The following is a 25,048-nucleotide window of genomic DNA, read 5'->3' as shown; positions in this document are numbered from 1 at the left end:
ATTGCTCGTCTCATTCTATTATCTTTGTTGAATAGTATCATTTCATTTCAAACCCAGCATGTATTTACGCGAAGTAGCTGAAGATAGCCAATTAAAAAAAGCTTTTTTAACCTTTCCTGTTAGCTTATACGCAAACGATGCTAATTGGATTCGGCCTTTGGATTCGGATATAGAGTCCATATTTGATCCTAAAAAAAATCCTCATTTTAAGCATGGGGATGCGATTCGTTGGATGTTATTCAATGAAGAAAATCAAATCATTGGTCGAGTGGCTGCATTTTATGATGGAAAACCAAGCAAAGAAGGTGAAATAGCTGCTGGAGGTATGGGCTTTTTTGAATGCATTGAAGATGAAAAGGCTGCTTTTATATTATTTGATGCTTGTGCAGAATGGTTGAAATCCAAGGGTTTAGAAGCCATGGATGGTCCAATTAATTTTGGTGAGCGAGATAGTTTTTGGGGTTTGATGGTGAAAGGTTGGGAATTTGAGCCAACGTATAAAATGCCTTGGACCAAAGAGTATTATATTTCCTTTTTTGAGCACTATGGATTTAAAGACTATTTTCAACAGTATGTGTTTGTTTCTCCCGTTTCTGCAGCAAATGTAGCTCCATCCATTGAAGAAAAAGCACAAAGAATTTATCAGAATCCGAACTACGTATTTCAGCATATTGAGAAGGCTGATTTAAGTAAATATGCAGAAGATTTTAAAGTAATATTTAATGCGGCTTGGGCTAAATTCCCTGGTGTTACCGCCATGAGCTCAGAACAAGCGCAAAAGTTAGTCAAGAAAATGAAGCCCATCATTGATGAGCAATTGCTGTGGTTCGCCTACACCTCAGAGGGAGATCCCGTAGCCTTTTTTATTGTTATTCCGGATTTGAATCAAATTGTCAAACATTTAAATGGAAAAATGAATGTTTGGGGAATGATCAAATTTTTACTCTTGAAATGGAAAGGAGCTTTGACTCGTTGCTGCGGTGTAATTTTTGGAGTAGTACCAGAACACCAAGGCAAGGGCGTTGAGTCTGCTATAGCCCTTCGATTCCGCCAAGCGGCCCGAGATAATCCTTTTTATCCATATGAAACCATGGATATGAACTGGGTGGGCGACTTCAATCCCAAAATGCTTCGATTTGTCTCTCAGTTAGGAGCCACCATCGATAAAACATACATTACTTATCGTTATTTATTTAATCCAAACCAGCCCTTTAGTCGTTGTCCTAAAGTAGGCTAAATAATTTAAAATGAGCTTATTATCAATTGGAACAGTGGCTTTTGATGCCCTGGAAACCCCTTACGGAAAAACGGATAAAATTATCGGTGGATCTTGTACTTACATTAGTTTATCAGCAGCATTCTTCTTACCTAAAGTGAATGTGGTAGCAGTGGTCGGAGATGATTTCCCAAAAGAATACATGGAAACATTGGAAGAGAAAGGCATCGATTTGACTGGTTTGCAGATCAAAGAAGGTGAAAAGACATTCTTTTGGGCAGGTAAGTACCATAACAATATGAATACGCGGGATACTTTGGTAACTGACCTAAATGTATTGGCCGATTTTCAACCTGCTATTCCTGCTGCTTATCAAGATTGTGATTATTTAATGTTGGGTAATTTAACTCCTCAGGTACAAATAGACGCTATTCAAGGTTTAAACAAACGTCCAAAATTAATTGTCATGGATACGATGAATTTTTGGATGAATGTAGCAATGGACGATTTGAAACGTGTACTGAAAATGGTTGACGTGTTATGTATCAATGATGAAGAGGCACGTCAATTATCTGAGCAATATTCTTTGAGAATTGCAGCTAAGATGATCATGGCTATGGGGCCGAAAACGTTGATTATTAAAAAAGGAGAGCACGGAGCATTGTTATTTCAAGAAGATAAGATGTTTTATTGCCCAGCTTTACCATTGGAGGAAGTATTTGATCCAACAGGTGCTGGTGATACATTCGTAGGTGGATTTATTGGTTACTTAGCTCAAAAGGATGATGTTTCTTTTGATAGCATGCGCCAAGCCATAGTTTATGGTTCTGCCATGGCTTCTTTCTGTGTGGAGAAATTCGGTACAGAACGTTTATTTGAGATTAGTCCTGCTGACTTGGAATCTCGCGTAAATGAGTTTAGAGAATTGGCTAGATTTTAAGCGCCAACCATCACCACATGTAATTCATCCAAGTTCAAGTACTGATTCGCTATCTCGCGCAGTTCTTGAGCTTGGCATTGAATAATCTGCTTTTGAAATTGATCATAGAAATCAGGGGCTAGGTTTTCTAACTGTATAACCTTAATTTTTTCAGCGATGTCAAAGGCTTGGGTGAGTTCTCCCGTGAAACTTCCCATCAAATAGTTTTTGACTAATTCTAACTCTTCTTCAGAAACCAATTCATTTTGTAATATTCTGATTTCCTTCTTGATTTCTTCTAAAGTCTGTTCGCTATTTTCCCCATTCACATCTGTCCCTGTAACCCAGTAAGCGGACTCTTGTAGTGGAACGATGGAGGATGAAATACCATAAGTGAATCCTTTATCTTCACGTATGTTATTTTGGAGTCTTGATCCAAAATAACCGCCCAAGATGGTATTTAAAATGCTGAATTTAAAATAGTCAGGGTGGTTTCTTCCAATGGCTAGTTTCCCTGCCCGTATGGAAGTTTGTAAGGCACCTTCTCGACGATCATGCTCGATTTGAACAGCTTGAGGAGATACAATCGGTAGATTACCTGGCCAAGACGCTTCAAAGCTTAATTGACCAATAAATCGGTCTAATAACTGTAATTGCTGGTCTGAAATTTTTCCAGAAAGGAATATAATTGGTTTGACATTTACCCAAGTGGAAGTGTAAAAATCAAATAAATCATTTCGGCTCAAATCGGCTAAACTTTCAGGAGAAGAATAGCGCCCATAGACATGATTACCAAAGATTTGACCGCGGAATAATTGGCTTGCTGCAAAGGAAGTTTTTTGCCAATTAAGTTTATTTTTTTGTATTTCAATGGCGATTTCTTTCTCATATTCCTCTTGACTAAAAGAGGCTTCTTTCATAATCTCCGCAACCCAAGGAATGAGTGACTCAAAGTGCTTGTTTAATCCGTATACAGAAAAAGTTGCGTTATCCAGATTCGCTTGAATATCCCAAAATGCACCTAAAAAGTCAAATGCTTCATGTATTACTTGTGCTGAGTGCGATTGAGTACCCCTTCTCATGAGATTGGCCGCCATATTAGCTAGACCAGCCTTTTCACCCGATTTGGCTCCAGCTGGACTGATAATTTCCAATTTGAATACAGGCTGCTCACCAAGATTAATGGAATATACAGGAATTCCATTACTTAGATGAAATACATCTACAGTAGGAAATTTCACTAATTCAATAGGATAGGCAGGAGGAGGAGTGGAGCGGTCCAGCATGGTTTATTAGGGTAAAAAACAAATGACATTCCGAGGAATGTCATTTGAAATCAAAACATGTATGTTAGCTTATTTCTTAGAACCACCGTTATTGATAGCAGCTAATAATGACACGCGAAGTGTGTTAGCTAATGGGCTACCAGAACCTGTTGGCACTAGGTAAGCAAAATCAAATCCGTATTTTTGGTCTAATTTAAAACCAACACCGAAAGTGAAATATTTACGATTTCCTTTCATTTCGCTTTCATTGAAATAACCTGTTCTTAAAGCGAATGAATTGTTGAATAAGTATTCAGCACCAATCGAAGTAGTGATTTCTTTTAATTCTTCACCGAATCCGTCTGGAGCATCAAACAATGAACTGAAGATACCACCGATAGCTGTTGCATCGTTTGGATCATTTCCAACTTTAGCACCATTAGCATCGATTGAATATGGAGTAGGTACCATTAACTTGTTGAAATCCAAAGTGAATGTCAAACGATTTCCTTCTGAAATATCTTTCGTTGTAGCAACACCAAAACGAAGGTTTGTAGGAATGAAGTTTTTGTCAACTCCACCGTATGAAACTTTCCCAGAGATGTTAGACAAAACTAAACCGTATGTGTATTTCCATTCTTTAGCAGAAACGCTGTTCCAATACAAAGCAACATCAGCTGCTACTGTTTGTGCTGGCTTCATGGCCACACCAGAACCGTTAGTTCCTGTGTAGTTTCCTAATAAATTGGAGTTGATGTATTTTAAATTAACACCCAATGATAAGGTGTTTGATAATTTACGAGCGTGAGTAGCAGTAATGGCATATTCTTTTGAATTGAAATTACCTGCACTTTGTCCTGTTGAAGTAGTTGCTTGGAATAAACCTTGATCAAAGTAATTGATCGAGAATCCAAATGCTTGATCCTTGCTAGTCTTTTTGTAACCAGCAATATTGTAAAGGGCCATATCATTTACCAAGTTTCTCAACCATGGAGTATAAGATATAGAGAATCCTAGGTCTTTCTCAGCCGTAGCTAATTTGGCTGGATTCCAATAAATGGCGTTTACATCCGATGAAATAGCGACACCAGCATCTCCCATACCAGCCGAACGTGCATCTGGGGCAACATTCAAGAATAACATGGTTGGTGTAGGAATTCTTCCTGAATTTATTTGACCAGAAACTAATGCTTGTCCAAATGCATAAGTACTAATCAAACCTGCTACCAAGGTTAATAATGCTTTTGGGAATAATGAATTGTTTGTCGTCATTGTTTAAAAAAATTAGAGAGTCTATTCAGCATAAAGCGAAGTCCAAAAATAGGCATTTTTACGCTAATTGTTGTTTTATAAGCTAAAATATTTGTCAAAATTTATTTTAAGGTAGCTATTTTGCCCTTGTACTTACGGAAACCTGAACCGAGCATATCATTGATTTCAAGTATATAATAAGCTCCAATTCCTATATTTCTTATCTCGTTTTCATTGAATACGAAAGAAAGATCTAGGTATTCTGTTCCTCCTCCCAGTAAATTTCCCGTTTTTTCAACAATTGTTTGGCCCAAGAGGTTGATAATTTTGAAATTATACGGATAATCTGACCAGAATTTATCTTGCCAAAGGCGAATTGTCACCTGATCAAGGAATGGATTGGGAAAGACTAGGCAAAAACTAGCTGTAAGATTCTCTTCCGAAACTTGAAAACGAAACGTTGACTCGCTCATGTTATTGTTTACATCATAACATTTTACTTGAATTTTGTAATTGCCAGATGGCAAATTTCGGAATGGGTACAATACCTTGCCTTCATTGGCTGAACCTGCGGATGGTTGGAAATAATCCAATAAGGGCACTTTTAATGTATCATTAACCAATAAGTAACTTATCTCTCCATTCACTTTTTGCCATAAAAAGCCTACATCATCTTTTAACTGAATCTCCAAAAGTGGTTTTGTGCTTGTGGCTAAAACATTGGGTTCATTTACTAAGCCAATTTGTATGTTTGGCGCTTGTGTGTCTTTACTAGCCTGATTGCTTGCTTTGAGAATTACCGATTTAGCACCTGCCCAAATTTTTCCGAACTTATCTTTTCCAATGATTTTCAGAATTACTCCTGACGTGTTGATATGTAACTGCGGTATACTTTTTGGCGAAAAAGACAGCTTCCCGTCTGTTATTTTACTGGAAATCTTCCAAAATAGTTCGCCTTCCGTCTCATAAGTATACGTGGGCGTTTTAGTGCCTAATGTTTTTTGAGCACGCTTAGGGCTGATTAAGTATAGTTCAACTTCATCTAAAAAGCTTGGCATGGGAATTGGAACAGCAATCTCGGACCCTACTGTGAGGGTATCTATTGTAAGGTTTATTGATTGATAGTTCCAAGGCAATTCCAAAGAAGGATCTCCTAGTAAACTGATATTTCGATTAATTACACCTGCATGACTTTGGTTTTTGGTATCTCGGAACAAATCCCCCATTCGGTAATTGCTATCTTGGCTGTGTTCTTGGATAAGACGATAAAAAGCTTGTCCAAAAACATAATTACTACTTTGAAAAACAGGTCTGGTGGTACTGATTAAACCAATAGCCCCTCCTTGATTGGATACTAGACTTAACTCGGCACCCGATAATACATTGGGATCATCAAATCTTCCAAATTGACATGTTGCTGTAAGTACCCAAGGAAGATGTTGTGCATTGTATAATTTTTGAATGTCCTCAGTTGTCCATATTTTCTCGTCCGTCCAAACCGTTTCTGCCCCATGACCAATAAAGTGAATGAAATCACCTTGTTTTTCCCAAGCCTTTTTCACCTGTAGTTTGGTAGTGGAAGAAGTATATATCCCATTGCTTAGTGCCATGGGATATTGGTCTAAGTAAATTTTTTGATTCGGGAAAAGGGGATTGCTCTTGCTTAAACTTGCCGAAAAATCTTCTGCATCTTGCACATGCAAATTGGAATCTCCATCATCGGCTATCCACGAAAATTGAAATAACGAAGCCCTTTTAGATTTTTGTTTTTCACTATAATCAATCAGTTTATTGACCAAAACCATGGCTTCCTGTGGGTTTCTGGCCGTTAATCTGCCAACACCAATGGAAAGACTTTCATTGATGGGGAAATTACCTTCTGTCCACTCACCTTGTCCCGGTGCTAGAAATCCATAATAGTCGTCCGAGGCGTAACTTAGTAGAGGATGGTGAGATTCTCTGCTTTCGTAAGTAGGAACATAACTCGCTTTTTCTGTTGCGTTAGCCACCGAATTTTTGTTTTTATAATCCACGGATGCATCGCCTAAAAGTATTACGTAGCGTAGTCGAGCGTCAGCTCTATTTTTTTGATTGTATAAAAAATCCCGAATGGCAGTAACATCTTGTTTACCTCCTGAATATTCATGATAAATTAAATCGGTACTTATAACAGAGGTCTTGAGGTTTACTTGGCTATTTTTGTATTGGGCAAGTTTTTCAGCGGCTTTACGAAGTGCCGGACTGCTCACTATGATGAGTTCGCTGGCAGGGCTTTGATTAATATCTTGGTGGTCAATATGCTGAATAAAAATTGGCGTATTTAATTTAATCGGATCAAATAACAAAAGTTGACTTCCTGGTTTCGCAGTGATTTTACCCTTGGCAATAGTATTGTTCAAACTAAGCCAATCTTGCTCACCATTTTTGAACCAAATCTGATGTTGTTTGCCCAGGTTTTGTATGGAAACAGTAAAAGTTGAATCTCCCGTGTTAGTGAAGTAGTACAAAGGGTTTTCATTTGTAGCATTCAAAATGCGAGGATAATTTAGCGAAAGGCTGTTGAGGTATCCGGTCCCCACGGAATTAGCGTAATTGATTTTCCAGGACCATTGATTGTTTTTAATGATAGGATAGACCCAAGTTGAGAATTCTTTGGTTTGGATTTTTTGATCATAACGATCTCCAGAAATACTACTTATGACCCAAGGAGAAAGAGTATTATTTTCTATGGTAAAGGAGAATGTACCCTCCTTTACAGAGCTGGAGGCTAATTGTCCAAAGATTTGTGCAGCTTTCCCTTCTTTATAATCTTTGATGGGATATTGAATAATTTTTTCACTATTCCCATAAAAGGCATCGCCAAGCCACGCTCTTCCAGATTGAATCGCATTGGTCAAGTCGGGTTGATAATGAAAGTGTGACCAAGCATAATCTAAAAAGGGCTCTGAGCCAGTTTCCCAGTTAGATGTTTTAATGCGCGTACTCTTCGGGCTATCCCAACGAATAAAATAGAAGGCGGAATCGCTGTAAGGGTGGTTCGTAGTTATCCATTTTTTCTGATTTTTATCCCAGCTCGTTAAGTGAGAAGATTCAGCATAAAAACTGATTTGGTCACTCTCATCCCAAATTCCATTTTCTTCTCCAAGGAATAAACTAGGTATTGGTTCTAAATCAGAGATTCTGGGACTTGTGGTCAGTTGAGGTAGAATACCGCGATGTCCTTGGTAAATAACTACTTTTTGTGGATTGATGCGGCTTGGGTCAATGTTGTTTTTACGAAGCCATTCTTTATTAATTTGGTATACCCCTGTCTGTCCAATGGCAATTTTAGTCCATTCACCTTCTGATAAAACGGAGTGGGTTTGTGATAAGCTGATGAAAGAAGTGCAGAAAAGAAGAAAGAAACCCAAGAAGAATTGTCCAGGATTAATCATTAGATTGATTTTCCAATAGGCTAACTTGGGCATTTTTGGCTACTAAATAGAGTTTTCCGCTAATCTGTTCTCTGCAAATGTAACGTGTTCTACGAAGTTTCCCTTTGACCAATCGGAGGTTTTTTAGAAAAAACAATTGATTTTCTTCTAATTCATGTAAACTGATGAGCGGAGTTTCTGGGTCAAAAGACTTTAATACTTCCACTAGGGGGGTGTACATAGAAGAAGATGCGGTAGGGTTCTTTAGGTAGGTTTGTAGTACAGAAACGAAGCGTTCAGGGAGTAATTCAGGATCTAGGATGGGTTCAAATAAGGTATAAAATTCCTGTTTCCATTCTTTTCCATGTGGAGACACTTTGTTTTTATAAGCTAAATAAGTAGTTAAATGAGCTACTTCATGAATGTAAGTAACTAAAAAAGCATAGGGATTGAGGTTGTGATTGACTGTAATCTGATGCCCTTTTGTGGGAGAGAAACGGTAGTCGCCCAATTTTGAGCCGCGTTCTTTACTAACGATAAAGTCAAAGGAATAATCTTGCCAAAGCTGAAAGCAATACTCAGCTACACTGGCTGGGAAATGATCGAAGAAGGATTGTATTCTTTTACTTTTGACCATTGGGTAAAGGGCATAAAAAAAGTCCTTCGCACGCGAAGGACCTTTCTCTCTTTTGCTTAGAAATTATTTCTTAGCAGCAGTGTCAGCAGCAGCAGTGTCAGCAGCAGCAGTATCAACAGCAGCAGCAGCAGCAGTATCAACAGCTACAGAATCAGCAGCAGCTTCAGTTTTTTTCTCACCACAAGATGCCAAAGTTACCATTGCAGCAACGAAAGCTAGAGCGAATACTTTTTTCATTTTTTTGATATTTAAGGTTTGAGCTACAAAACTAATGCATTGATTCGTATATACCAATTATTATGACAAAAATTTTAAGAAATTTTTAAGTATTGAGGTGTGTGTATTTAAAAATGCCTATTTAAATCAAATTTAAGCCATTTTTGAATCTTAAAAACATTAAGTAAATCTTAAGTATTTCTAAGAATTAATTAAAATTAGCGGATTAAATCTTTGAATCGGTCATAAAAACCGCTGCTTTTGAAGGTGAAAGATTTGTGTAAAACATAGTTTGACACAAAACTAAAGCCCATCCCATTGATGGTAGTAAGCACCTGAGTTAGGTTTATTTTTTTAACTGAATAGGGTATTTGCCATGAAATATCATTCATCATGGAGTGTAAACCTCGGTAAGGAAGAACACTAAAAAACCAGGTGACAAATCCTGAAAAGGAGGCAACCATCAAGAATTTGATCATTTCTCGTCGGGTTTGCTGAGATTGACGAGCATTGAAGGCAAATAATTTGGTTAAAATAAAGCCTACTACTAATGAAATATAGTAAGCGGGTAAAATAGATTCCTCATAGCTTACTTTAAACCAATCTTTAATCAGTCCTCCAGCCACTAATTGAACTACAGCTCCAGTTCCTGCAATGAGGAAATAGGCTAATAGGTCTTTTTTATTAAATAGTTTAGAGTTCGATTTGCTCAAAATAGGCGAAGATTAGAAAACGCTTTTTACTAAGCTAGGGTAAATACCTAAAATTATGGTTCCTAAAGTACAAGCCCAAAGTGCCATCTTAAACAGAGTGGGTACCTCGATCTTTTCAATTTCTCCTGCTTTTAAATAGACAGCTATGATGCCTTTGAAATAATAGTAAATACCTACTGCTGACATTAGGATGGCTAAAATAACAGGGTAAATTATATTTCTGCTGAAGGTATCTGAGAAGATAAAAAACTTACCCCAAAAACCTGCAGTCAATGGAATTCCTGCTAATGAAAGCATAGAAATACTAAAGCATAAAGCTAAACCAGGGTTGTTTTTAGCTAAACCTTCAAATGAACTAAAGTTTTCAGGTTTCTCTACACGCGCACTTTGATATTCTGATACTAAAATCAATACAGCAAACGCAACTACAGTCGCTAATGTATAAGATAGAGAATAATAAAGAATACTTGAAGTCGTGCTGATTTGTTTGGAACTAACCGTTAATATAAGATAACCAGCGTGAGAAATACTTGAAAAGGCAAGCATTCTTTTAACACTTTGTTGGTAAACGGCTGATATATTTCCAACCACCAATGTCAACATACTGATGAAATAGACCGGGAGAACCCAAACGGTATAGAGGCTTCCAAAAATACCTGAGACCAATTGGAATAAAGCAGCAAAACTAGCAGTCTTTACAATAGTCGACATGAACATGGTAAAGATGGTTGGTGCACCTTCGTAAACATCGGGTGTCCAAAAATGGAAAGGTGCTGCAGATACTTTAAATAATAGTCCTACAATGATTAATAATACACCGATGAACAAAAAGCTTGGCATGGATTCTGGAGCCGTGGTAGTTAGTATTGTTCCAATGTTGGAAATATAAAAAGAACGCGTAGCACCATAAACTAAGGTGATTCCGAAAAGTAAGAATCCTGTAGTAAATGAACCCATTAAGAAATACTTGATGGCAGCTTCATTCGATCGAAGATTTCTTTTATCACTACCTGTCAAGACGTACATGGCAACTGACAGAATTTCTAATCCCACAAATAATACGATCATGTGGTCAAAAGAAACCATTAATATTGCCCCTACAACCGAAAATAACATAATGGCATAATACTCCGCTGGATGTGTATGTTCGTCATCTTGTCCGAATGCTTTGGAAAAGGCGACCACAAAAAATGCGGCTAATTGAATGATCAGGCTGAAATTAATGGAAGTATTGGTGGTGCGGAACATATTTCCAAACCACAATAGCTCGTGATTCCAGTCGGAAACAGTCAAAGCCATCGACACCACTAAAAACAATAGGGTGACCAATTGTATTGTTTTTCTTGGGAACCAAAATCCTAAGAATAAATTACTAATGCCAAAAAGAGATAAAGCAATGATAGCCGTCATAATTGTATGCGATGCTGTTTATATATTTTTTGGTTTCTACTTTAATAAAGAAACCAATGCCTGAACACCTGGTTCAGTGAAATTTAAAATCCATGTAGGGTAAACTCCACCCAAAATAACGAAAGCACAAAGTGGAATTAATACCCATTTCTCAGCTGCACTTAAGTCTTCAAAGTCTTTGGTGATGCGAGAAAAGTTACCAAACATTGTTTTTTGAATAAGACGTAAGGTATATACAGCACCTAAAATAATGGAGATACCTGCAACAATACCTATAATCATATCATGATCAAAAACGCTTTTTAAGAGTAAAAACTCACCGATGAAACCATTGGTTAGTGGCAAGGCCACGGAACCTAAACTTAGAATAACAAAAGCTACCGTTAACACATAGGAGTATTGAGTTATACCACCCAGTTGAGCGATTTCTCTCGATTTGGTTCTTCTTTCAATGATTTCAATGATGAAGAATAATCCGACAATATTGATACCATGTGACAACATTTGGTATAAAGCTCCTTGAATACCTTCTAGACTTTGACTTAAAATACCTGCTGACATCAAACCCACGTGCGCAAAAGACGAATAGGCTAATAAACGCTTAGCATCTTTTTGTTGAATTGCGATTACCGAACCATAAATGATTCCGATAACTGATAAAATGATAGCGGTGTTTCCCCAAGTAATGATGCCCAATGGGAACATCGGTAATACCAAACGGATAAGTCCATAAGTACCCATTTTCAACATGATACCTGAAAGAAGCATCGTGGCTTGGGTTGGAGCTACCGTATAGGTGTCTGGTTGCCAAGTGTGAAAAGGGAAAATGGGCATCTTGATTGCGAAAGCAATAAAAAAGGCTAAGAATAAATTCCCCTGAATTCGCTCTGGCAACATTGTGGCCGTTTGGTATAGCGTTTCAATATCGGATGAATGACTACCAGGTGTAACTAAATACACATAGATTAAACCAATCAATAAGAATAAGGAACCAAATAAAGTGTACACGAAGAATTTGAAGGTAATCGCATTTTTATTTTCTCCACCGTAAATGGCAGCCAAGAAATAAATCGGTAGTAAAGAAGCTTCGAAGAAAAAGTAAAACAAGAAAGCATCTTTTGCTAAAAATGCTCCCATCAAAGCTGTTTGCATGGCCAACATTAAACCTTGGTATTGCGAATTATTAGCCTTGTCAGAATTAGCTGTTGTGGCAACAATAAATGGGACCATCAGCGCACACAAACCAATAAGTATACCATTAACTCCATCTACCCAAAGAGAAAAGGAAATACCAGCTTCTTCAATCCAGGGTTTGGTGAATACTAAACCATTTTCAGCAGTTGCGGCATCTTTTAATACTAAAATGGTGGCAACTAATTCAATGATGGACGCTATCAGCGAGATAGCAAAAGCTTGCTTAGGCTTAGCAACCAAAAGTATGGCGCCTATGACAAGTGGAAAAAAGAGTATAAAAAGTAAAGACATACCTTATTATTTCAAAGATGAATTATAATATTCGTGAGCGAAGCGTTAAAACTAAGATAAGCGCAATAGAAAGTACCATCATAAAAATATAGTAACCTACATTTCCAGTTTGGGCTTTTCTAATTTCATCTGAAGCCGTTTTAACTGTTTTGCCAACACCCTCCACGATTAAGTCAATCACCAAGAAATCAATCACCTGCGCAAAGAAAGTGGATAATACTTGGATCGGACGAACAAATACGAAATCGTAAATTTCATCAATGTAGAATTTACGATAAATGACTTTTTGAATACCTTGAACTGACTCATCATTTCCTGGAACTGCTTTTTGAATTCCGAAATAGTAAATGGCAAAAATGGCAGGTAGAAATGCCGCTACTAATGGCGCGCCCATTTCTAAACTGAAGAATGAAACTTCTCCGACTTCATGTGGCTCTGGTAATATTGGAGCTAACCAATGTGCCAAGAATTCATTGCCCCCTGCAAAGTGCGGAAGATTGATTAAACCTCCTCCAACGGAGAATACCGCCAAAATAATCAAAGGTATTGTCATGCTCCATGGAGATTCGTGTAAATGATGCGCTTGCTTCTCAGTCCCTCTGAAATCACCCCAAAACGTCAGAATGAATACACGGAACATGTAAAAAGAAGTTAAGGCAGATCCTAAAATCGCTAAACACCACATTGCAAAATCATGGTGGTACAATGCAGCTAAAATCTCATCTTTGGAGAAGAATCCAGCAAATGGAGGAATACCTGAAATGGCAATGGTACCTAATAAAAAAGTCAAATAAGTAATTGGCATTTTGCTTTTAAGGCCACCCATTTTGCGAATGTCTTGCTCATCCGACATAGCATGGATAACAGAACCTGCTCCCAAAAACAACAATGCTTTGAAAAAAGCGTGAGTCATCACATGGAAGAATGAAGCGGTATAAGCAGATGCGCCTAAGCCCATGAACATATATCCCAGTTGGGATACAGTTGAATAGGCCAATACTTTTTTAATGTCATTTTGGAATAGACCAATGGCTGCACCTAATAAAGCGGTAGCTAATCCAATCCATCCCACAAAATGCAACACTTCTGGACTTAATTCAAATAAGGCATTAGCACGAATAACCATGTAAATACCTGCTGTCACCATGGTAGCCGCATGTATCAATGCAGAAACTGGGGTTGGACCAGCCATGGCATCAGGCAACCAAGTAAATAAAGGTATTTGGGCTGATTTACCCATAGCACCAATGAAAAGGCAGAATGCAATTAGGCCAATATTACCTACTTCGGTACCGTCTTTAATGGTTGAAAAAATTGTTTGATAATCGGTTGTACCAAATTCTTGAATCAATAAAAAGATACCCACTAAGAAACCCAAATCGCCTATTCGGTTCATGATGAAGGCCTTTCTAGCAGCATCACCATAACTGTTTTTCTGATTCCAGAATCCGATCAATAAATAAGAACATAATCCTACACCTTCCCAACCAATGAATAAAACGGTGAAGTTGGCGCCTAGAACCAAAATCAACATAAAGAAGATGAAGAGGTTCAAAAAGGAGAAAAATTTACCAAAACCAGCATCATGAGCCATGTAGCCCATGGAATACAAATGAATCAAGGTGCCCACACCCGTGATGACCAATAGCATCATGATGGATAGGGCATCTATTTGGAAAGCAAAAGGAATACTTAAGTCGGCTACTTTAATCCAATCTGCTAATTGAATGATTTGTGTTTGACCATCAAAATTTAAAAATAGCTGAAGAGAAATAACAAAAGCTACCAATGGAGGGATAGTTCCCACGATTCCAGCAATTGATTTCGATAATTTAGGATAAGCCAAACCGTTGATGGCAAAACCAATCAGCGGTAAAAGGGGAATTAAAAGGAGTAATGACATAGTCGAATATGCGATGAAATTGTGCTGAAATTAATTTTTTAACTTATTAAGCACACCAATATCGATGCTTTGAATGTTACGATAAATCATAACGATAATCGCCAATCCCACAGCCACTTCGGCAGCAGCTACGGCCATAATGAAAAAGACAAATATTTGTCCAGAAGGATCGGAGTAATAAGAAGAAAATGCTGCTAGCAATAAATTAACCGCGTTAAGCATCAATTCTATGGCCATAAAAACGATGATGGCATTTCGGCGAGTAAGTACACCCAAGATTCCTATACAAAACAATGCTGAACTTAGCATGATGTAATTGGTCAGTGGAATGGTACGTATAATTTCTGGTATAGATTGCATGATAAAATTGTAATGGTCAAATAAACAAATTGCCTATTCAAACGAATGCTTTTATGCGGGGCAAAAATAGGAAATAAACTGACAAAATAGAAATAAAATAGGGGCCTAACGCTGAAATCCTTTTAATTTAATTTCGGTCAATTTCCGTTTGGTGTCCATCGGGAAATCCCCTTTCATGATCCAATCGTAATAGGAAGGATCAGATTTTAACACTTCTGCTATTGGCCTTCCAATGTGTTTGCCAAAATTGAAAACCGCAACTTGATCTTTATTGTACACCATACGATTGGCAAAATCGATGGAATTGGAAGCACTTAATTGATGTAAAACAGCGACATCATTCTGAATGGGGTAATATTCATTCCCCTCAGCATCTTTCATGGCTGTTTTTTCATAATGCTTCACCTGGGCATTTAAGACTTCCAAAGTTGCCAATACATCTGCCTCCGCACCATGTGCTCCAATCAAATCCTTTTGGCAATAAAATTTATAAGCTGCTGTTAAATTACGAGGTTCCATCATGTGGAATATTCGTTGTGCATCAACTAAGCGCCTGTTTTTTGTATCAAAATCAACATCACTGCGAAGAAATTCCTCCACCAACATGGGTACGTCAAAACGGTTCGAGTTGAAACCCGCTAAATCACAACCTTCTAAAAATGAGGCCATAGATTTAGCAATCTGTTTGAAATTTGGCTCATCCTTGACATCCTCATCATAAATTCCATGAACCAAAGATGCTTCTAAAGGAATCGGAATCCCCGGATTTACCCGACGAGTTTTGATGTCAACCGAGCCGTCTATATTTGCCTTGGCTATGGAAATCTCCACGATTCTATCTTTTTGTACCTGTATTCCGGTTGTTTCTAAATCAAAGAAGGCAAGCGGTTTGGTTAATTTCAATTGATGCTCCATAGTATATTGCTCATAAAGGCTTCGCAAAGGTAAATGATTATTACCTTTGTTGGATGATATTTCAGCCTAAAGCCATTTTTTTTGATTGGGACCATACCTTATGGGATCATGACCGCAATTCTAAGGAAGTGATAATAGACTTGATAGAAGAATTTGGCCTAGATAAACAGAGCCCCCTGTCAATCGCTTCTATTTGGGAGACCTACCAACAAATTAATACGGCATTATGGGATGATTATCAAATGGGATTAATTTCGCAAAGTGAATTGCGTGAATCTCGTTTTCTGCGTTTTTTTGATGCTATTCAAGTAAAAGGTCCTGCTGAAGAGTTTTCGGAACAGTTTTTGTACAGAACCCCACGTAAAACACATTTGATGGAGGGGGCCCAAGAGTTAGTGGAATCCCTTTCTCTGCATTTTCCCTTGTATATTTTAACCAATGGTTTTGAAGATATACAGCATATTAAAGTAGCTTCTTCTGGCTTGGGGCATCATTTTAAGGAATTAATTACCTCCCAGGGTGTTGGGGCAAAAAAGCCTGAAATGGCTTTCTTTGAATATGCCCTCCAACGAGCGAATTGTCAATCACATGAAGCCTTGATGGTAGGGGACAATTGGCATGCCGATATTCATGGTGCCAATCAGGCAGGGATTCCTGCTATCCACTATAATTTGTCAGACAAGTCCGATGCCATTTGGCAAATCTCTGACTTGAAACATGTGAAAAATCACTTGGAAATTTATTCGAATAAGGATAATTGATTGTCATTTGCCTTGCGGTCAAATATCTTTTTATCCCGAATGAATTTTTTGTTTTCCTCTAAAAAAGATAAAAAACTCTCAATTTGCTGGTAAAGTGGATTGAAATCTACGGATTGTAAGTGATAGGATTCCACATAGACATCTTTAAAATCGGTGATGACATAATCCAATTGTTCAATACCGTATTTCTGAAGACCTAATAAATAGAGATTTTGGTGGTTTTTTGCAAAGCGACCGGGTTCATAAAATGAAGTACTTTTTAAATCAAAAGCAGTTTTATCTCCCACGCCATCCACATAGCCATAAATCATGGAGTTTTTATAGCGTGATTCCACATAAAACTGGGTTTTATATTTATTGGGCAATAATTCCCTTGCTTTGTCAATAACTCCTTCTTGGAATAATTCTTCCCCTTCACCTAATGTTACTGCCCGTTCAAAATCCACTCCCTTTTTTTGAGCTACGGTTGTTGGTTTTTTTACTCGATTGATACGCTCAATCATCTCGATTTCATCGACAATAATTTTGCCGTTTCCATCGCGAGATTGATTGAGATATAAAGCGTAAGAATTGAGTAGGGTAGGGTATAAACGATACAGCATGGTGCAATTTATCCAATTTCAAGGCGAGATACAATCTCGTTTCCAATTAAGTGTTTTTCTGTAATTTCAGCGACATCTTCTAATTGAACATTGCCATAAAATACCCCTTCTGGATATACGACCATGCTTGGGCCTTTACCACAGAAATCTAAACAACCCGCTTTTTGAATTCGAATCTTTTGATCACTTCCTGTTTCTGCCCATTTAGCTTTGAAGGCTTCTACTAAGGCCATACCATGTTCTGAACCACAGCATTTTTTAGGTGCAGGCTTATCGTTGGTACAAATAAATACGTGTTTTTCGTAGTGCATTATAAATTAGTTTAGATGTATAACCACTGGGCAGTGGTCAGAATGTTTTACTTCTGGCAATATCTGAGCGTGTGCAATTCGATCACGTAAAGATTCACTTACAAGGTGATAATCAATTCGCCAACCTAGATTCTTGCCTCTTGCACCGGCTCTATAACTCCACCAGCTATACTGATGTGGATCTGCATTGATATGTCGGAAGGAATCCACAAACCCAGAATTTATGAAATTTTCCATCCATTCCCTTTCCTCTGGTAAAAATCCCGAGCTATTGGCATTGGATTTAGGGTTATGAATGTCAATCGCTTTATGACAAATATTGTAATCACCTGAAATGATCAGCTGAGGAATTTCTTTTTTTAACTCATCAATGTATTGGTGGAAATCCGACAGCCAAATCATTTTGAAACCTTGTCGTTCATCGCCACTAGAACCAGAAGGCATGTATACGCTCATCACTGAAAAATCCTCAAAATCAGCTCTGATGACTCTACCTTCTGCATCGTATTTTTCAATACCACATCCAATAGTGACAGCTTTTGGTGCTATTTTAGAAAAAATAGCAACGCCAGAATAACCTTTCTTTTGGGCGGAATGCCAATAAACTTGATAGCCCAATGCTTCGATGGCTGTAATATCAACTTGATCGATATCTGCTTTCAATTCTTGTAAACAAAGTACATCAGGATTTTCTTCCTTCAACCAATCTATAAAACCCTTTTGAATAGCGGCTCTGATACCGTTTACATTGTAAGATATAATTTTCATAAGCTTAAGCTTGTTCTGGGCTAAACACTTCTGATTTGAAATACTGAATAATATGCGCTTTGATGAGAATCTCTTGTTCTTTGAGGGGCATTTGCGGAACCGCTTGAACTAAATTCCAATGCGGCCATCCCTCGGTATCTAGTCCTTCTAGCGCATAAAAACCACTGAAGCTCAGCACTTTGCATGTAGCTATGTGCATTAAATCTTGTTTTTGCTCTTTACTGAAAGTAGCATGACCCTTTCCTAATTCTTGCACTCCAATCAAGAAAAGCACGGAATCGACATCTGCGGGCCTTTTATTAAATTGAGATTCAAGGAAATCAAGAACTTGATTCCATTCAGTAGAAACGATGCTAGGTTCAAAATCCATAGGTAAGCAAGAACAATTAGTTCTGCAAAGCTACTTTGAATTTAGCAGATTCAAGCACGGCTTGTTGTCCTTTTGGATTATTAGCGATGAGAATTAGTTCGCCCTCGACAAAATTTGACGATATTTTAGTGATATTGACCCGGCCTACGCCATTCTTAACTCCTTCTTTATTTGGCAAACTAGATTCGAAGAAATTATTTTTATCTTGATAATTATCTAGGTTTTTAATCAAATTACCGATGTTAGAAATTTCCCCATCACCCGGTATAAAGTAGGTTCCAGGACCTTTAATCTTATATATCTTCAAATAAACGGATTCCAAGTTTTTTTCCTGTGTACAAGTAAGTGTCAATACAGGATTCCCCATTTCATTTTTTACTTGAGCCTCAATATTCTTTGTTTCAATACGGTGATAATTCTCATCATCAAAAACGATTTTACCAGCAAAAAAGCCAGGTTCAACGGGTTTTTCTGAAAAAGAAGATTGATAACTAAACATGAAAACAATGATTCCCAAACCCGCATATAATATGTTTATGGGGTATTTTACGAAAGAAATGAAGAAAACACCAATGGGGTTTTTATCAATTTTCTGCCAAAATCGGACTTTCGATGAAGTAGATTTGTTCATACTTTTTTTTGGCTTAACGGGTAGAAACAGGAATGTTGAGAAGAAAATCAGCTACAAAAATATTATAACTATACTGATTTGCCAAGATTTACTCGATTATTTAATGAGCGATTTATTAAGTGGTTATTTTTTTAATAGTGAATAGAATTGTAAATCAATTGGTAAATTTGAAAACTGTTAATCAATTTATTAGTTAATAAGGTTGTGTAAATGAAAGAGGATCTTGATCAATCTGTTTTAAAGTATCGGTTTACCCATGGTAGAACTGAAAAAAGAAATTTTAAAAAAATGAAGTCTTTTTCAATACCCTCTTTGTTTAAAAGTGAATTGATTAGTCGGGTCAAGGAAGTACGTCGTTTAGGGGATAAGCTCAAAAAGAATTTCAATCCTTCCGTATTTGATTTTGGTCCCGTAGAGATATTACTTTCTCGGCATTTTGGTTTTTGTTATGGTGTCGAGAATGCTGTTGAAACAGCTTATAAGATTATCGAAGATAACCCTCAAAAGCGCATATTTTTACTTTCCGAAATGATTCATAATCCTGCCGTTAACGCAGATTTATTGGATTTGGGGGTCAAATTTGTTCAAGATACCTATGGCAATCAGTTGGTGCCTTGGAAAACCTTGACCAAAGAAGATATTGTCATTATTCCCGCATTTGGAACAACGCTGGAGGTTCATGCCATTTTAGATAAAATTGGAATTGATTTATATGCTTATGATACTACCTGTCCATTTGTAGAAAAAGTATGGAATCGTGCGAATCAAATTGGACAAAATAAATATACGGTGGTAGTGCATGGCAAACCTAGTCATGAGGAAACCAAGGCCACTTTTTCTCATTCTCAAGTAGTTACGCCTACCTTGATTGTCAAGGATTTAGAACAGGCAAAACGCTTAGCCTACTACATTCGAAAAGAAAAGACTTCTCAAGAATTTTATGAGGAATTTGAGGGACAATACTCGCAAGGATTTGATCCAGAAAAAGATTTAGAGCGAATTGGTGTCGTAAATCAAACGACTATGCTGGCGATTGATACTCAAGAAATCGTGGAATATTTGAAAGCAGAAATTGTCCGTTTTTACCAATTGGAAGCCCATCAAGTTACCTCTCATTTTGCGGATACTCGGGATACCTTATGCTATGCGACCAATGATAACCAAAGCGCTACGTATGGTTTAATCGCGGAAGAAGCCGACTTCGCTATCATTGCTGGTGGATATAATTCGTCCAATACCTCCCATTTAGTTGATTTATGTCGAGAAAAGTTGCCTTCTTATTTCATCAAATCAGCTGAAAAATTGATTTCAGAACAAGAAATTCTTCATTTTGATAACAAGAAAAAAGAAGAGGTTTCTATTTACGGTTTCATTCCTCAAAAACCCAAAGTTAGAGTTTTGTTGACTTGTGGGGCATCATGTCCAGACGCAGTCATTGAAGAAATACTTCGAAAACTAGTATCCTTTTTTCCTGAAGCCAAAGATGTAAATGAGGTAGTGGAAAACTGGGCCTTAGCTCAGGCTTAATTCAAGTACGAATCTAAAATCTTATTAACCGCTGGCAGATATCCCTCTCCAAATAGATTGACATGTACCATTAACGGGTATAAATTGTATAAAGGAATACGCTCATGAAATCCTTTCGAGATTGGGAATGATTCATGATATGCTTCGTAAAATTCTTTTTCAAATCCTCCAAACATGGTAGTGAAAGCAATTTCTGCTTCTCGTAAACCAAAATAGCAGGAAGGATCTACCAAGCTCACTAATCCATGTTGATTGACCATGGCATTTCCTGACCATAAATCTCCGTGAATTAATGCCGATTGCTCATTAGGGATGATAGAAGGCGTTTTTTCATATAGTCTTTCAAAAGCTTCACTGGTAGTGCCATCTATTTTTCGATGGTATAAGGCTGTATCGACTTGGTACTTTAAACGATTTTGAATGAAAAATGCTACTCCATCTATATTCCAAGTATTGATCTGTTTGGCAGCACCGATGAAATTGTCATAGTCTAAACCATGTCCTTGAGGGGAGCTCGTTTGATGTAAATGAGCCAACTTGACGCCAAAGTCACTCCAGTAATTATCTTTTTTCTCAGCTGATGGAATACATTCCATGACTAAGTATTCCTTTTCGTCCAATTGTCCTACACCTAATACTTGAGGAACAGGAATGGTGTTGGTGGAGGCAATCAAAGCCAGATTTTTGGATTCGGCTTGGAATAAGCCTTGATGATCACCTTGATTCCATTTGATGAAATATTCTCCTTGAGCTAACTTGACACGAACAGCTAGATTGAAATTCCCCCCATAGAAAAATTGAAAGTCCTCAATGGTACCAATTTCGCCTAAATTTTGGCGGAGTATACTTTCAATAAATTGATACTGTTCTTGTGATTGTTGCGACATGCTGGAGTCAATATTCTTCAAAAATACCAAAATAGAAACTCATGGGCAATTTTATTTTGTCGCAATCATGAATGGTATGCGTTTGAAAATTCGTATTTTCAAGTTCTGACTTGTTCTGATTAGCAAAACCCGTGTACAATCCGCTACTAAACCAATTACGAAACTACCACCGGCAACTTTCTCGAAAAGAGTTGTGGAAATCCTTGATACATGCTGCTATCTGGATCGTGTGTTTGGCATTATTCTTGATTTTATTGGAATACGTGGCTTGGTTTTCATCGACCATTCGCGGGGTATTTTTATATACATTTTTTGTAGGTTCTATCGGGATCGTTTTCTTCTTTTTACGCAAATCTGTTTGGGATTTATTGCGCCCTCTGGGTCAGGAGGATTATTATCGGCTTGCGATTGGTTTGGGAAAATATTTGCCTAGTAAGCATGCGGATGCTTTAATTAACGTCCTTCAATTACAAAATCAAGAGCCAGACCATTCCTTAGAATTGTGGCATGCAGCTATTGAGGAAAAACAGTCCTATTTGAAACAATATTGCTGGGAAGATTTCATTCAATTAAAAGAGTTGAAACAACCATTATTCTTGTTTTTAGCGCTTTTTGCTTTGTTGGGAATTGGACAGTTGACCTTCCCCAATTTATTTCGAAAGCCAAGTTTACGTATTTGGAATTATTCATTCCATTATCCCAAGGAATTGCCATTTGAATTTGTGATTTTGAATAAACCATTTCAAGCTGTATCCGGAGAAAATACAGAATTTATGCTTGAATTAAGGGGTAAAAATGTTCCAAGTGAAGTCAGTTTACATTGGGATGGTGAGCGTATACCGTTAAATCCCACAGAAAAAGTAAATCAATTCAAGGGAATAATTCCCGCAGTTCAAGAGGATAAATGGTTACAGTTTGAGGCTGGTGGATATTTTTCTGAGCCACAGCTTTTACCCGTGGTACATAGGCCTGGTTTAAAGGAAATGACAATACAGTTGACATTCCCTAGCTATTTGAAGAAGCCTAGTGAAACGATACACCAAGCAATACCTTTGAAAGTTCCAGAAGGTACCGTTGTACGTTGGGAAATGACATCTTCTGGTGCAGATGATTTGGGAATTCAGTTTCAAAATAAATCCTCAGTTGATTGGGCAAGTCTTAATTTGTTGCGAACAAGATATCAATTAAGCAGGACTATCAATCAAAATAGTGGATATCAAGTTGTTGCAAAAAACGCGCAGATGCCTATTCAAAAAAGTGTTATGCAGCCAATTGAGGTTATTTTTGACCAAAAACCGACTTTGCAAACACAGTGGTTAGACGATACCTTGTATTATCGATTTAGGGTATTAAATGCTTTGATAGAAGATGATTATGGATTAGGACAAATGCGCTTGACATATCAAATTAAGCGAAAAGATGCTAAAAATTTGTCCACCAAAAAGACACAATGGATTCCCTTGCAATCTAGGGCTACACGCCTAGAAGTGGAGTATATCTGGCGTATTGATTCATTGTCATTGAACCCAGGGGATCAAGTTCTTTATCGAGTGGAAGTTTCAGATCAAGATGGTTTACACGGACCCAAATGGACACAAACAGGCCTCCAAATTTGGGAGTATCCAGAGCTTCAGCGTTTAGAAAAGAAAATGGATCAGCAAGTAGATCAAGCGGAGAAACAAGTCTTGAATTCTTTGCAAAAGGCACAAAACATGAAGCAAGAGATCAACGAGTTAACCAAACGAGTTCAATTGGGGAAGGAAGTTGATTTGAAAGCTTTACAAGAAGTATTGGATAAAGAGGCGGCATTGAAAAAGACCATTGAGGAGCTTAAGAAAATGCAAGAACAATGGATGGGTCAACAAATGAGTTTTCAGAAAGTAGATCAAGCTTGGATGAAGAAGATGGAAAACTTGCAGAAAATGATTTCCCAGCTTTGGGATCCGGATATGGAAAAGCGCAGAGATGCCCTCTTGAAAAACTGGGAAAAAGAGTCAGCAACGCTTTGGCAGAAACATCTGGATCAAATGCGTAATCAAGGTAAGAATATGGAGCGGGAGTTGGAGAGATTACAACAATTTTATCAAGAATTGAAAGTTGAAAAGATGCTAGATGAATCCATTTCTCGTTGGAAAGAATTAGCCAAAAAGCAAGAGGAATTAAGTGAAAAAAATAACGGTAAAAACGATCAAGAATTAGCCAAACAACAAGAAGCGTTGAATAAGGAAGTAGAAGAGGAGAGGAAAAAATTGGATGAAATAGCTAAAGAGAAAAAAGAAATTCCGGGTGAACAAGATTTGGATAAGGAAGATCAATTGCAAGAGGAGATGGAAGAGAATTTAGATAATGCAGAAGAAAATTTAAAAAATAAGCAGTCGAAACAAGCTGAAACGAATCAAAAGAAAGCGGCAGAGAAAATGAAGAAGTTGGCCAAGAAATTGGAAGAACAACAGGAGCAACAAGAATCCATGGAAGTGGCTTTGAATTTAGCTCAATTGCGTTTGTTGATGGAAGATTTATTGCAATTGTCTTTTGATCAGGAACGTATCATGAAGGCCTATAAAAAGATTCCGGCTGGGGATTTGGCCGTTAGACAAATTGCTCAGGAACAAAGTAAATTGGGCGATATGGCCAGTGTTTTGGAAGATAGTTTGATTTCATTGGGTAAAAAGTTAATGCCATTGTCGCAGACAATCACGAAGGAAACGGCTAATATGAAACAAAGAATGCAGGAAGCATCCCGCATGATGAAAGAACGAAAATGGGATATTGTTCCGGTAAGGCAACAAGAAGCTATGGCGGCTACCAATCAATTAGCTGTTTTGCTATCTGATTTATTAAGACAAGTACAAGATCAAGCCGCCCAAGCCAAATCCGGAAAGAAGGGTAAGTCGAAAGGTAATTCAAAAGGAAATTGGGGTCAAAGGCAACAGCAATTGAATCAAAAAGCCAGAAAAATGGGCTCGCAGCCTATGATGATTACTAATGAGGAATTGATCAAAATGGCTGAAGAGCAAGCCCAGATTCGACAAGAGATGGAGCAGAAGATGAATGAGTTACAAGGGCAACCAGGTAGTCAGGGTTTACAAAAATCATTGTCTGACCTAATCAAAGATATGGACAAAAACGAGTCAGATATCGTTAATAAGCGCTTGAATAATTCCTTACAGCAACGCCAAGATCAAATGCTTCCACGATTGATGGAGGCTGAAAAGGCCTTAAAAGAACAAGGAGAAGATCCCAAACGAGAATCAAAAACCGCAGTACAAAAATGGAAGGAAAACCCTCCACCCAACTTAATTCCATTCCTTAAAAGACAGAAAGAAAATCGAGATTTATTTCAACAAGTACCCGTGGATCTTTTGCCCTACTACCAGCAAAAAGTGATGCAGTATATGGAAAAGATTAAGCAAAAAATGAAATGATTTTTGCCTAACGCTGTCAAGGTTTCAAACCTTGACAGCGTTGTCAAAACGAATGAGATTTTG

At 37.6% G+C, this 25,048-nt stretch carries 22 protein-coding genes; 5 read left to right on the top strand and 17 right to left on the bottom strand.

What is annotated here, in order from left to right; all coding sequences use genetic code 11:
* Positions 1-58: 58 nt before the first annotated feature.
* Together G9H60_RS11095 and G9H60_RS11090 are read left to right on the top strand one after the other, a co-directional pair.
* Complete coding sequence (locus G9H60_RS11095; RefSeq protein ID WP_223144127.1) at positions 59-1,237, top strand: GNAT family N-acetyltransferase; 1,179 nt, start codon at positions 59-61, stop codon at positions 1,235-1,237.
* A 10-nt stretch (positions 1,238-1,247) separates the two neighbouring features.
* Complete coding sequence (locus G9H60_RS11090) at positions 1,248-2,156, top strand: PfkB family carbohydrate kinase (protein ID WP_223144126.1); 909 nt, start codon at positions 1,248-1,250, stop codon at positions 2,154-2,156.
* Here G9H60_RS11090 and G9H60_RS11085 read toward each other — a convergent pair.
* The 11 genes from G9H60_RS11085 to G9H60_RS11035 all read right to left on the bottom strand — a co-directional run bounded on the left by G9H60_RS11085 (position 2,153) and on the right by G9H60_RS11035 (position 15,703).
* Entirely contained in the window at positions 2,153-3,421 is a 1,269-nt protein-coding gene (locus G9H60_RS11085) for a M16 family metallopeptidase (protein WP_223144125.1), read from the bottom strand. The genes G9H60_RS11090 and G9H60_RS11085 overlap by 4 nt on opposite strands.
* Positions 3,422-3,490: 69 nt before the next feature.
* Positions 3,491-4,672, bottom strand: a complete 1,182-nt coding sequence (porV, locus tag G9H60_RS11080) for a type IX secretion system outer membrane channel protein PorV (RefSeq protein ID WP_223144124.1) — start codon at positions 4,670-4,672, stop codon at positions 3,491-3,493.
* 101 nt (positions 4,673-4,773) lie between these two features.
* Positions 4,774-8,118 carry a type IX secretion system sortase PorU gene (gene porU, locus G9H60_RS11075; RefSeq protein ID WP_223144123.1) on the bottom strand — a complete coding sequence of 1,115 codons (3,345 nt, stop codon included), beginning with the start codon at positions 8,116-8,118 and terminating at the stop codon, positions 4,774-4,776.
* Entirely contained in the window at positions 8,078-8,701 is a 624-nt protein-coding gene (locus G9H60_RS11070) for a SprT-like domain-containing protein (protein WP_223144122.1), read from the bottom strand. The genes porU and G9H60_RS11070 overlap by 41 nt, the downstream gene beginning before the upstream one ends.
* Before the next feature lie 63 nt (positions 8,702-8,764).
* Positions 8,765-8,938 carry a hypothetical protein gene (locus tag G9H60_RS11065; protein ID WP_223144121.1) on the bottom strand — a complete coding sequence of 58 codons (174 nt, stop codon included), beginning with the start codon at positions 8,936-8,938 and terminating at the stop codon, positions 8,765-8,767.
* Between the two features lie 197 nt (positions 8,939-9,135).
* Positions 9,136-9,630: a GtrA family protein gene (locus G9H60_RS11060; RefSeq protein ID WP_223144120.1), complete on the bottom strand. Its 495-nt coding sequence runs from the start codon at positions 9,628-9,630 to the stop codon at positions 9,136-9,138.
* 12 nt (positions 9,631-9,642) lie between these two features.
* Positions 9,643-11,040: an NADH-quinone oxidoreductase subunit N gene (locus tag G9H60_RS11055; protein WP_223144119.1), complete on the bottom strand. Its 1,398-nt coding sequence runs from the start codon at positions 11,038-11,040 to the stop codon at positions 9,643-9,645.
* A 36-nt stretch (positions 11,041-11,076) separates the two neighbouring features.
* Complete coding sequence (locus G9H60_RS11050) at positions 11,077-12,525, bottom strand: complex I subunit 4 family protein (protein WP_223144118.1); 1,449 nt, start codon at positions 12,523-12,525, stop codon at positions 11,077-11,079.
* Positions 12,526-12,547: 22 nt separating this feature from the next.
* Positions 12,548-14,428: an NADH-quinone oxidoreductase subunit L gene (nuoL, locus tag G9H60_RS11045; RefSeq protein WP_223144117.1), complete on the bottom strand. Its 1,881-nt coding sequence runs from the start codon at positions 14,426-14,428 to the stop codon at positions 12,548-12,550.
* 30 nt (positions 14,429-14,458) lie between these two features.
* A complete protein-coding gene (nuoK, locus tag G9H60_RS11040; protein WP_109324234.1) occupies positions 14,459-14,788 on the bottom strand; it encodes an NADH-quinone oxidoreductase subunit NuoK in 330 nt (109 codons plus the stop codon).
* A 105-nt stretch (positions 14,789-14,893) separates the two neighbouring features.
* Complete coding sequence (locus G9H60_RS11035) at positions 14,894-15,703, bottom strand: 3'-5' exonuclease (protein ID WP_223144116.1); 810 nt, start codon at positions 15,701-15,703, stop codon at positions 14,894-14,896.
* Positions 15,704-15,756: 53 nt separating this feature from the next.
* Here G9H60_RS11035 and G9H60_RS11030 point away from each other — a divergent pair, with 53 nt between their 5' ends.
* Entirely contained in the window at positions 15,757-16,464 is a 708-nt protein-coding gene (locus G9H60_RS11030) for a YjjG family noncanonical pyrimidine nucleotidase (protein ID WP_223144115.1), read from the top strand.
* Here G9H60_RS11030 and G9H60_RS11025 read toward each other — a convergent pair.
* Genes G9H60_RS11025 through G9H60_RS11005 form a run of 5 tightly spaced genes read right to left on the bottom strand, consistent with a single transcriptional unit; the run spans position 16,443 to position 19,146 of the window.
* Positions 16,443-17,066, bottom strand: a complete 624-nt coding sequence (locus tag G9H60_RS11025; RefSeq protein WP_223144114.1) for a hypothetical protein — start codon at positions 17,064-17,066, stop codon at positions 16,443-16,445. The genes G9H60_RS11030 and G9H60_RS11025 overlap by 22 nt on opposite strands.
* 8 nt (positions 17,067-17,074) lie before the next feature.
* The gene (locus tag G9H60_RS11020) at positions 17,075-17,377 is read right to left on the bottom strand and encodes a (2Fe-2S) ferredoxin domain-containing protein (protein ID WP_223144113.1); all 303 of its coding nucleotides are present in this window, start codon (positions 17,375-17,377) and stop codon (positions 17,075-17,077) included.
* A gap of 6 nt (positions 17,378-17,383) precedes the next feature.
* The gene (locus G9H60_RS11015) at positions 17,384-18,145 is read right to left on the bottom strand and encodes an exodeoxyribonuclease III (protein ID WP_223144112.1); all 762 of its coding nucleotides are present in this window, start codon (positions 18,143-18,145) and stop codon (positions 17,384-17,386) included.
* Positions 18,146-18,149: 4 nt separating this feature from the next.
* Positions 18,150-18,515 carry a hypothetical protein gene (locus G9H60_RS11010; RefSeq protein ID WP_223144111.1) on the bottom strand — a complete coding sequence of 122 codons (366 nt, stop codon included), beginning with the start codon at positions 18,513-18,515 and terminating at the stop codon, positions 18,150-18,152.
* A 16-nt stretch (positions 18,516-18,531) separates the two neighbouring features.
* Positions 18,532-19,146, bottom strand: a complete 615-nt coding sequence (locus G9H60_RS11005) for a hypothetical protein (RefSeq protein ID WP_223144110.1) — start codon at positions 19,144-19,146, stop codon at positions 18,532-18,534.
* Between the two features lie 210 nt (positions 19,147-19,356).
* Between G9H60_RS11005 and G9H60_RS11000 the strand changes: the two genes are divergently transcribed.
* Entirely contained in the window at positions 19,357-20,673 is a 1,317-nt protein-coding gene (locus tag G9H60_RS11000; RefSeq protein WP_223144109.1) for a 4-hydroxy-3-methylbut-2-enyl diphosphate reductase, read from the top strand.
* On the opposite strand, the gene G9H60_RS10995 is transcribed toward G9H60_RS11000, so the two are convergent.
* Positions 20,670-21,560: a fructosamine kinase family protein gene (locus G9H60_RS10995; RefSeq protein WP_223144108.1), complete on the bottom strand. Its 891-nt coding sequence runs from the start codon at positions 21,558-21,560 to the stop codon at positions 20,670-20,672. The genes G9H60_RS11000 and G9H60_RS10995 overlap by 4 nt on opposite strands.
* 131 nt (positions 21,561-21,691) lie before the next feature.
* Here G9H60_RS10995 and G9H60_RS10990 point away from each other — a divergent pair, with 131 nt between their 5' ends.
* Positions 21,692-24,985 carry a DUF4175 family protein gene (locus G9H60_RS10990; RefSeq protein ID WP_223144107.1) on the top strand — a complete coding sequence of 1,098 codons (3,294 nt, stop codon included), beginning with the start codon at positions 21,692-21,694 and terminating at the stop codon, positions 24,983-24,985.
* Positions 24,986-25,048: the final 63 nt, after the last annotated feature.

It is taken from the genome of Aquirufa aurantiipilula (assembly GCF_019923745.1).
Lineage (GTDB): Bacteria > Bacteroidota > Bacteroidia > Cytophagales > Spirosomataceae > Aquirufa > Aquirufa aurantiipilula.
Note: the sequence above shows the minus strand (reverse complement) of the source record. Positions and strands in the feature narration are given on the sequence as shown.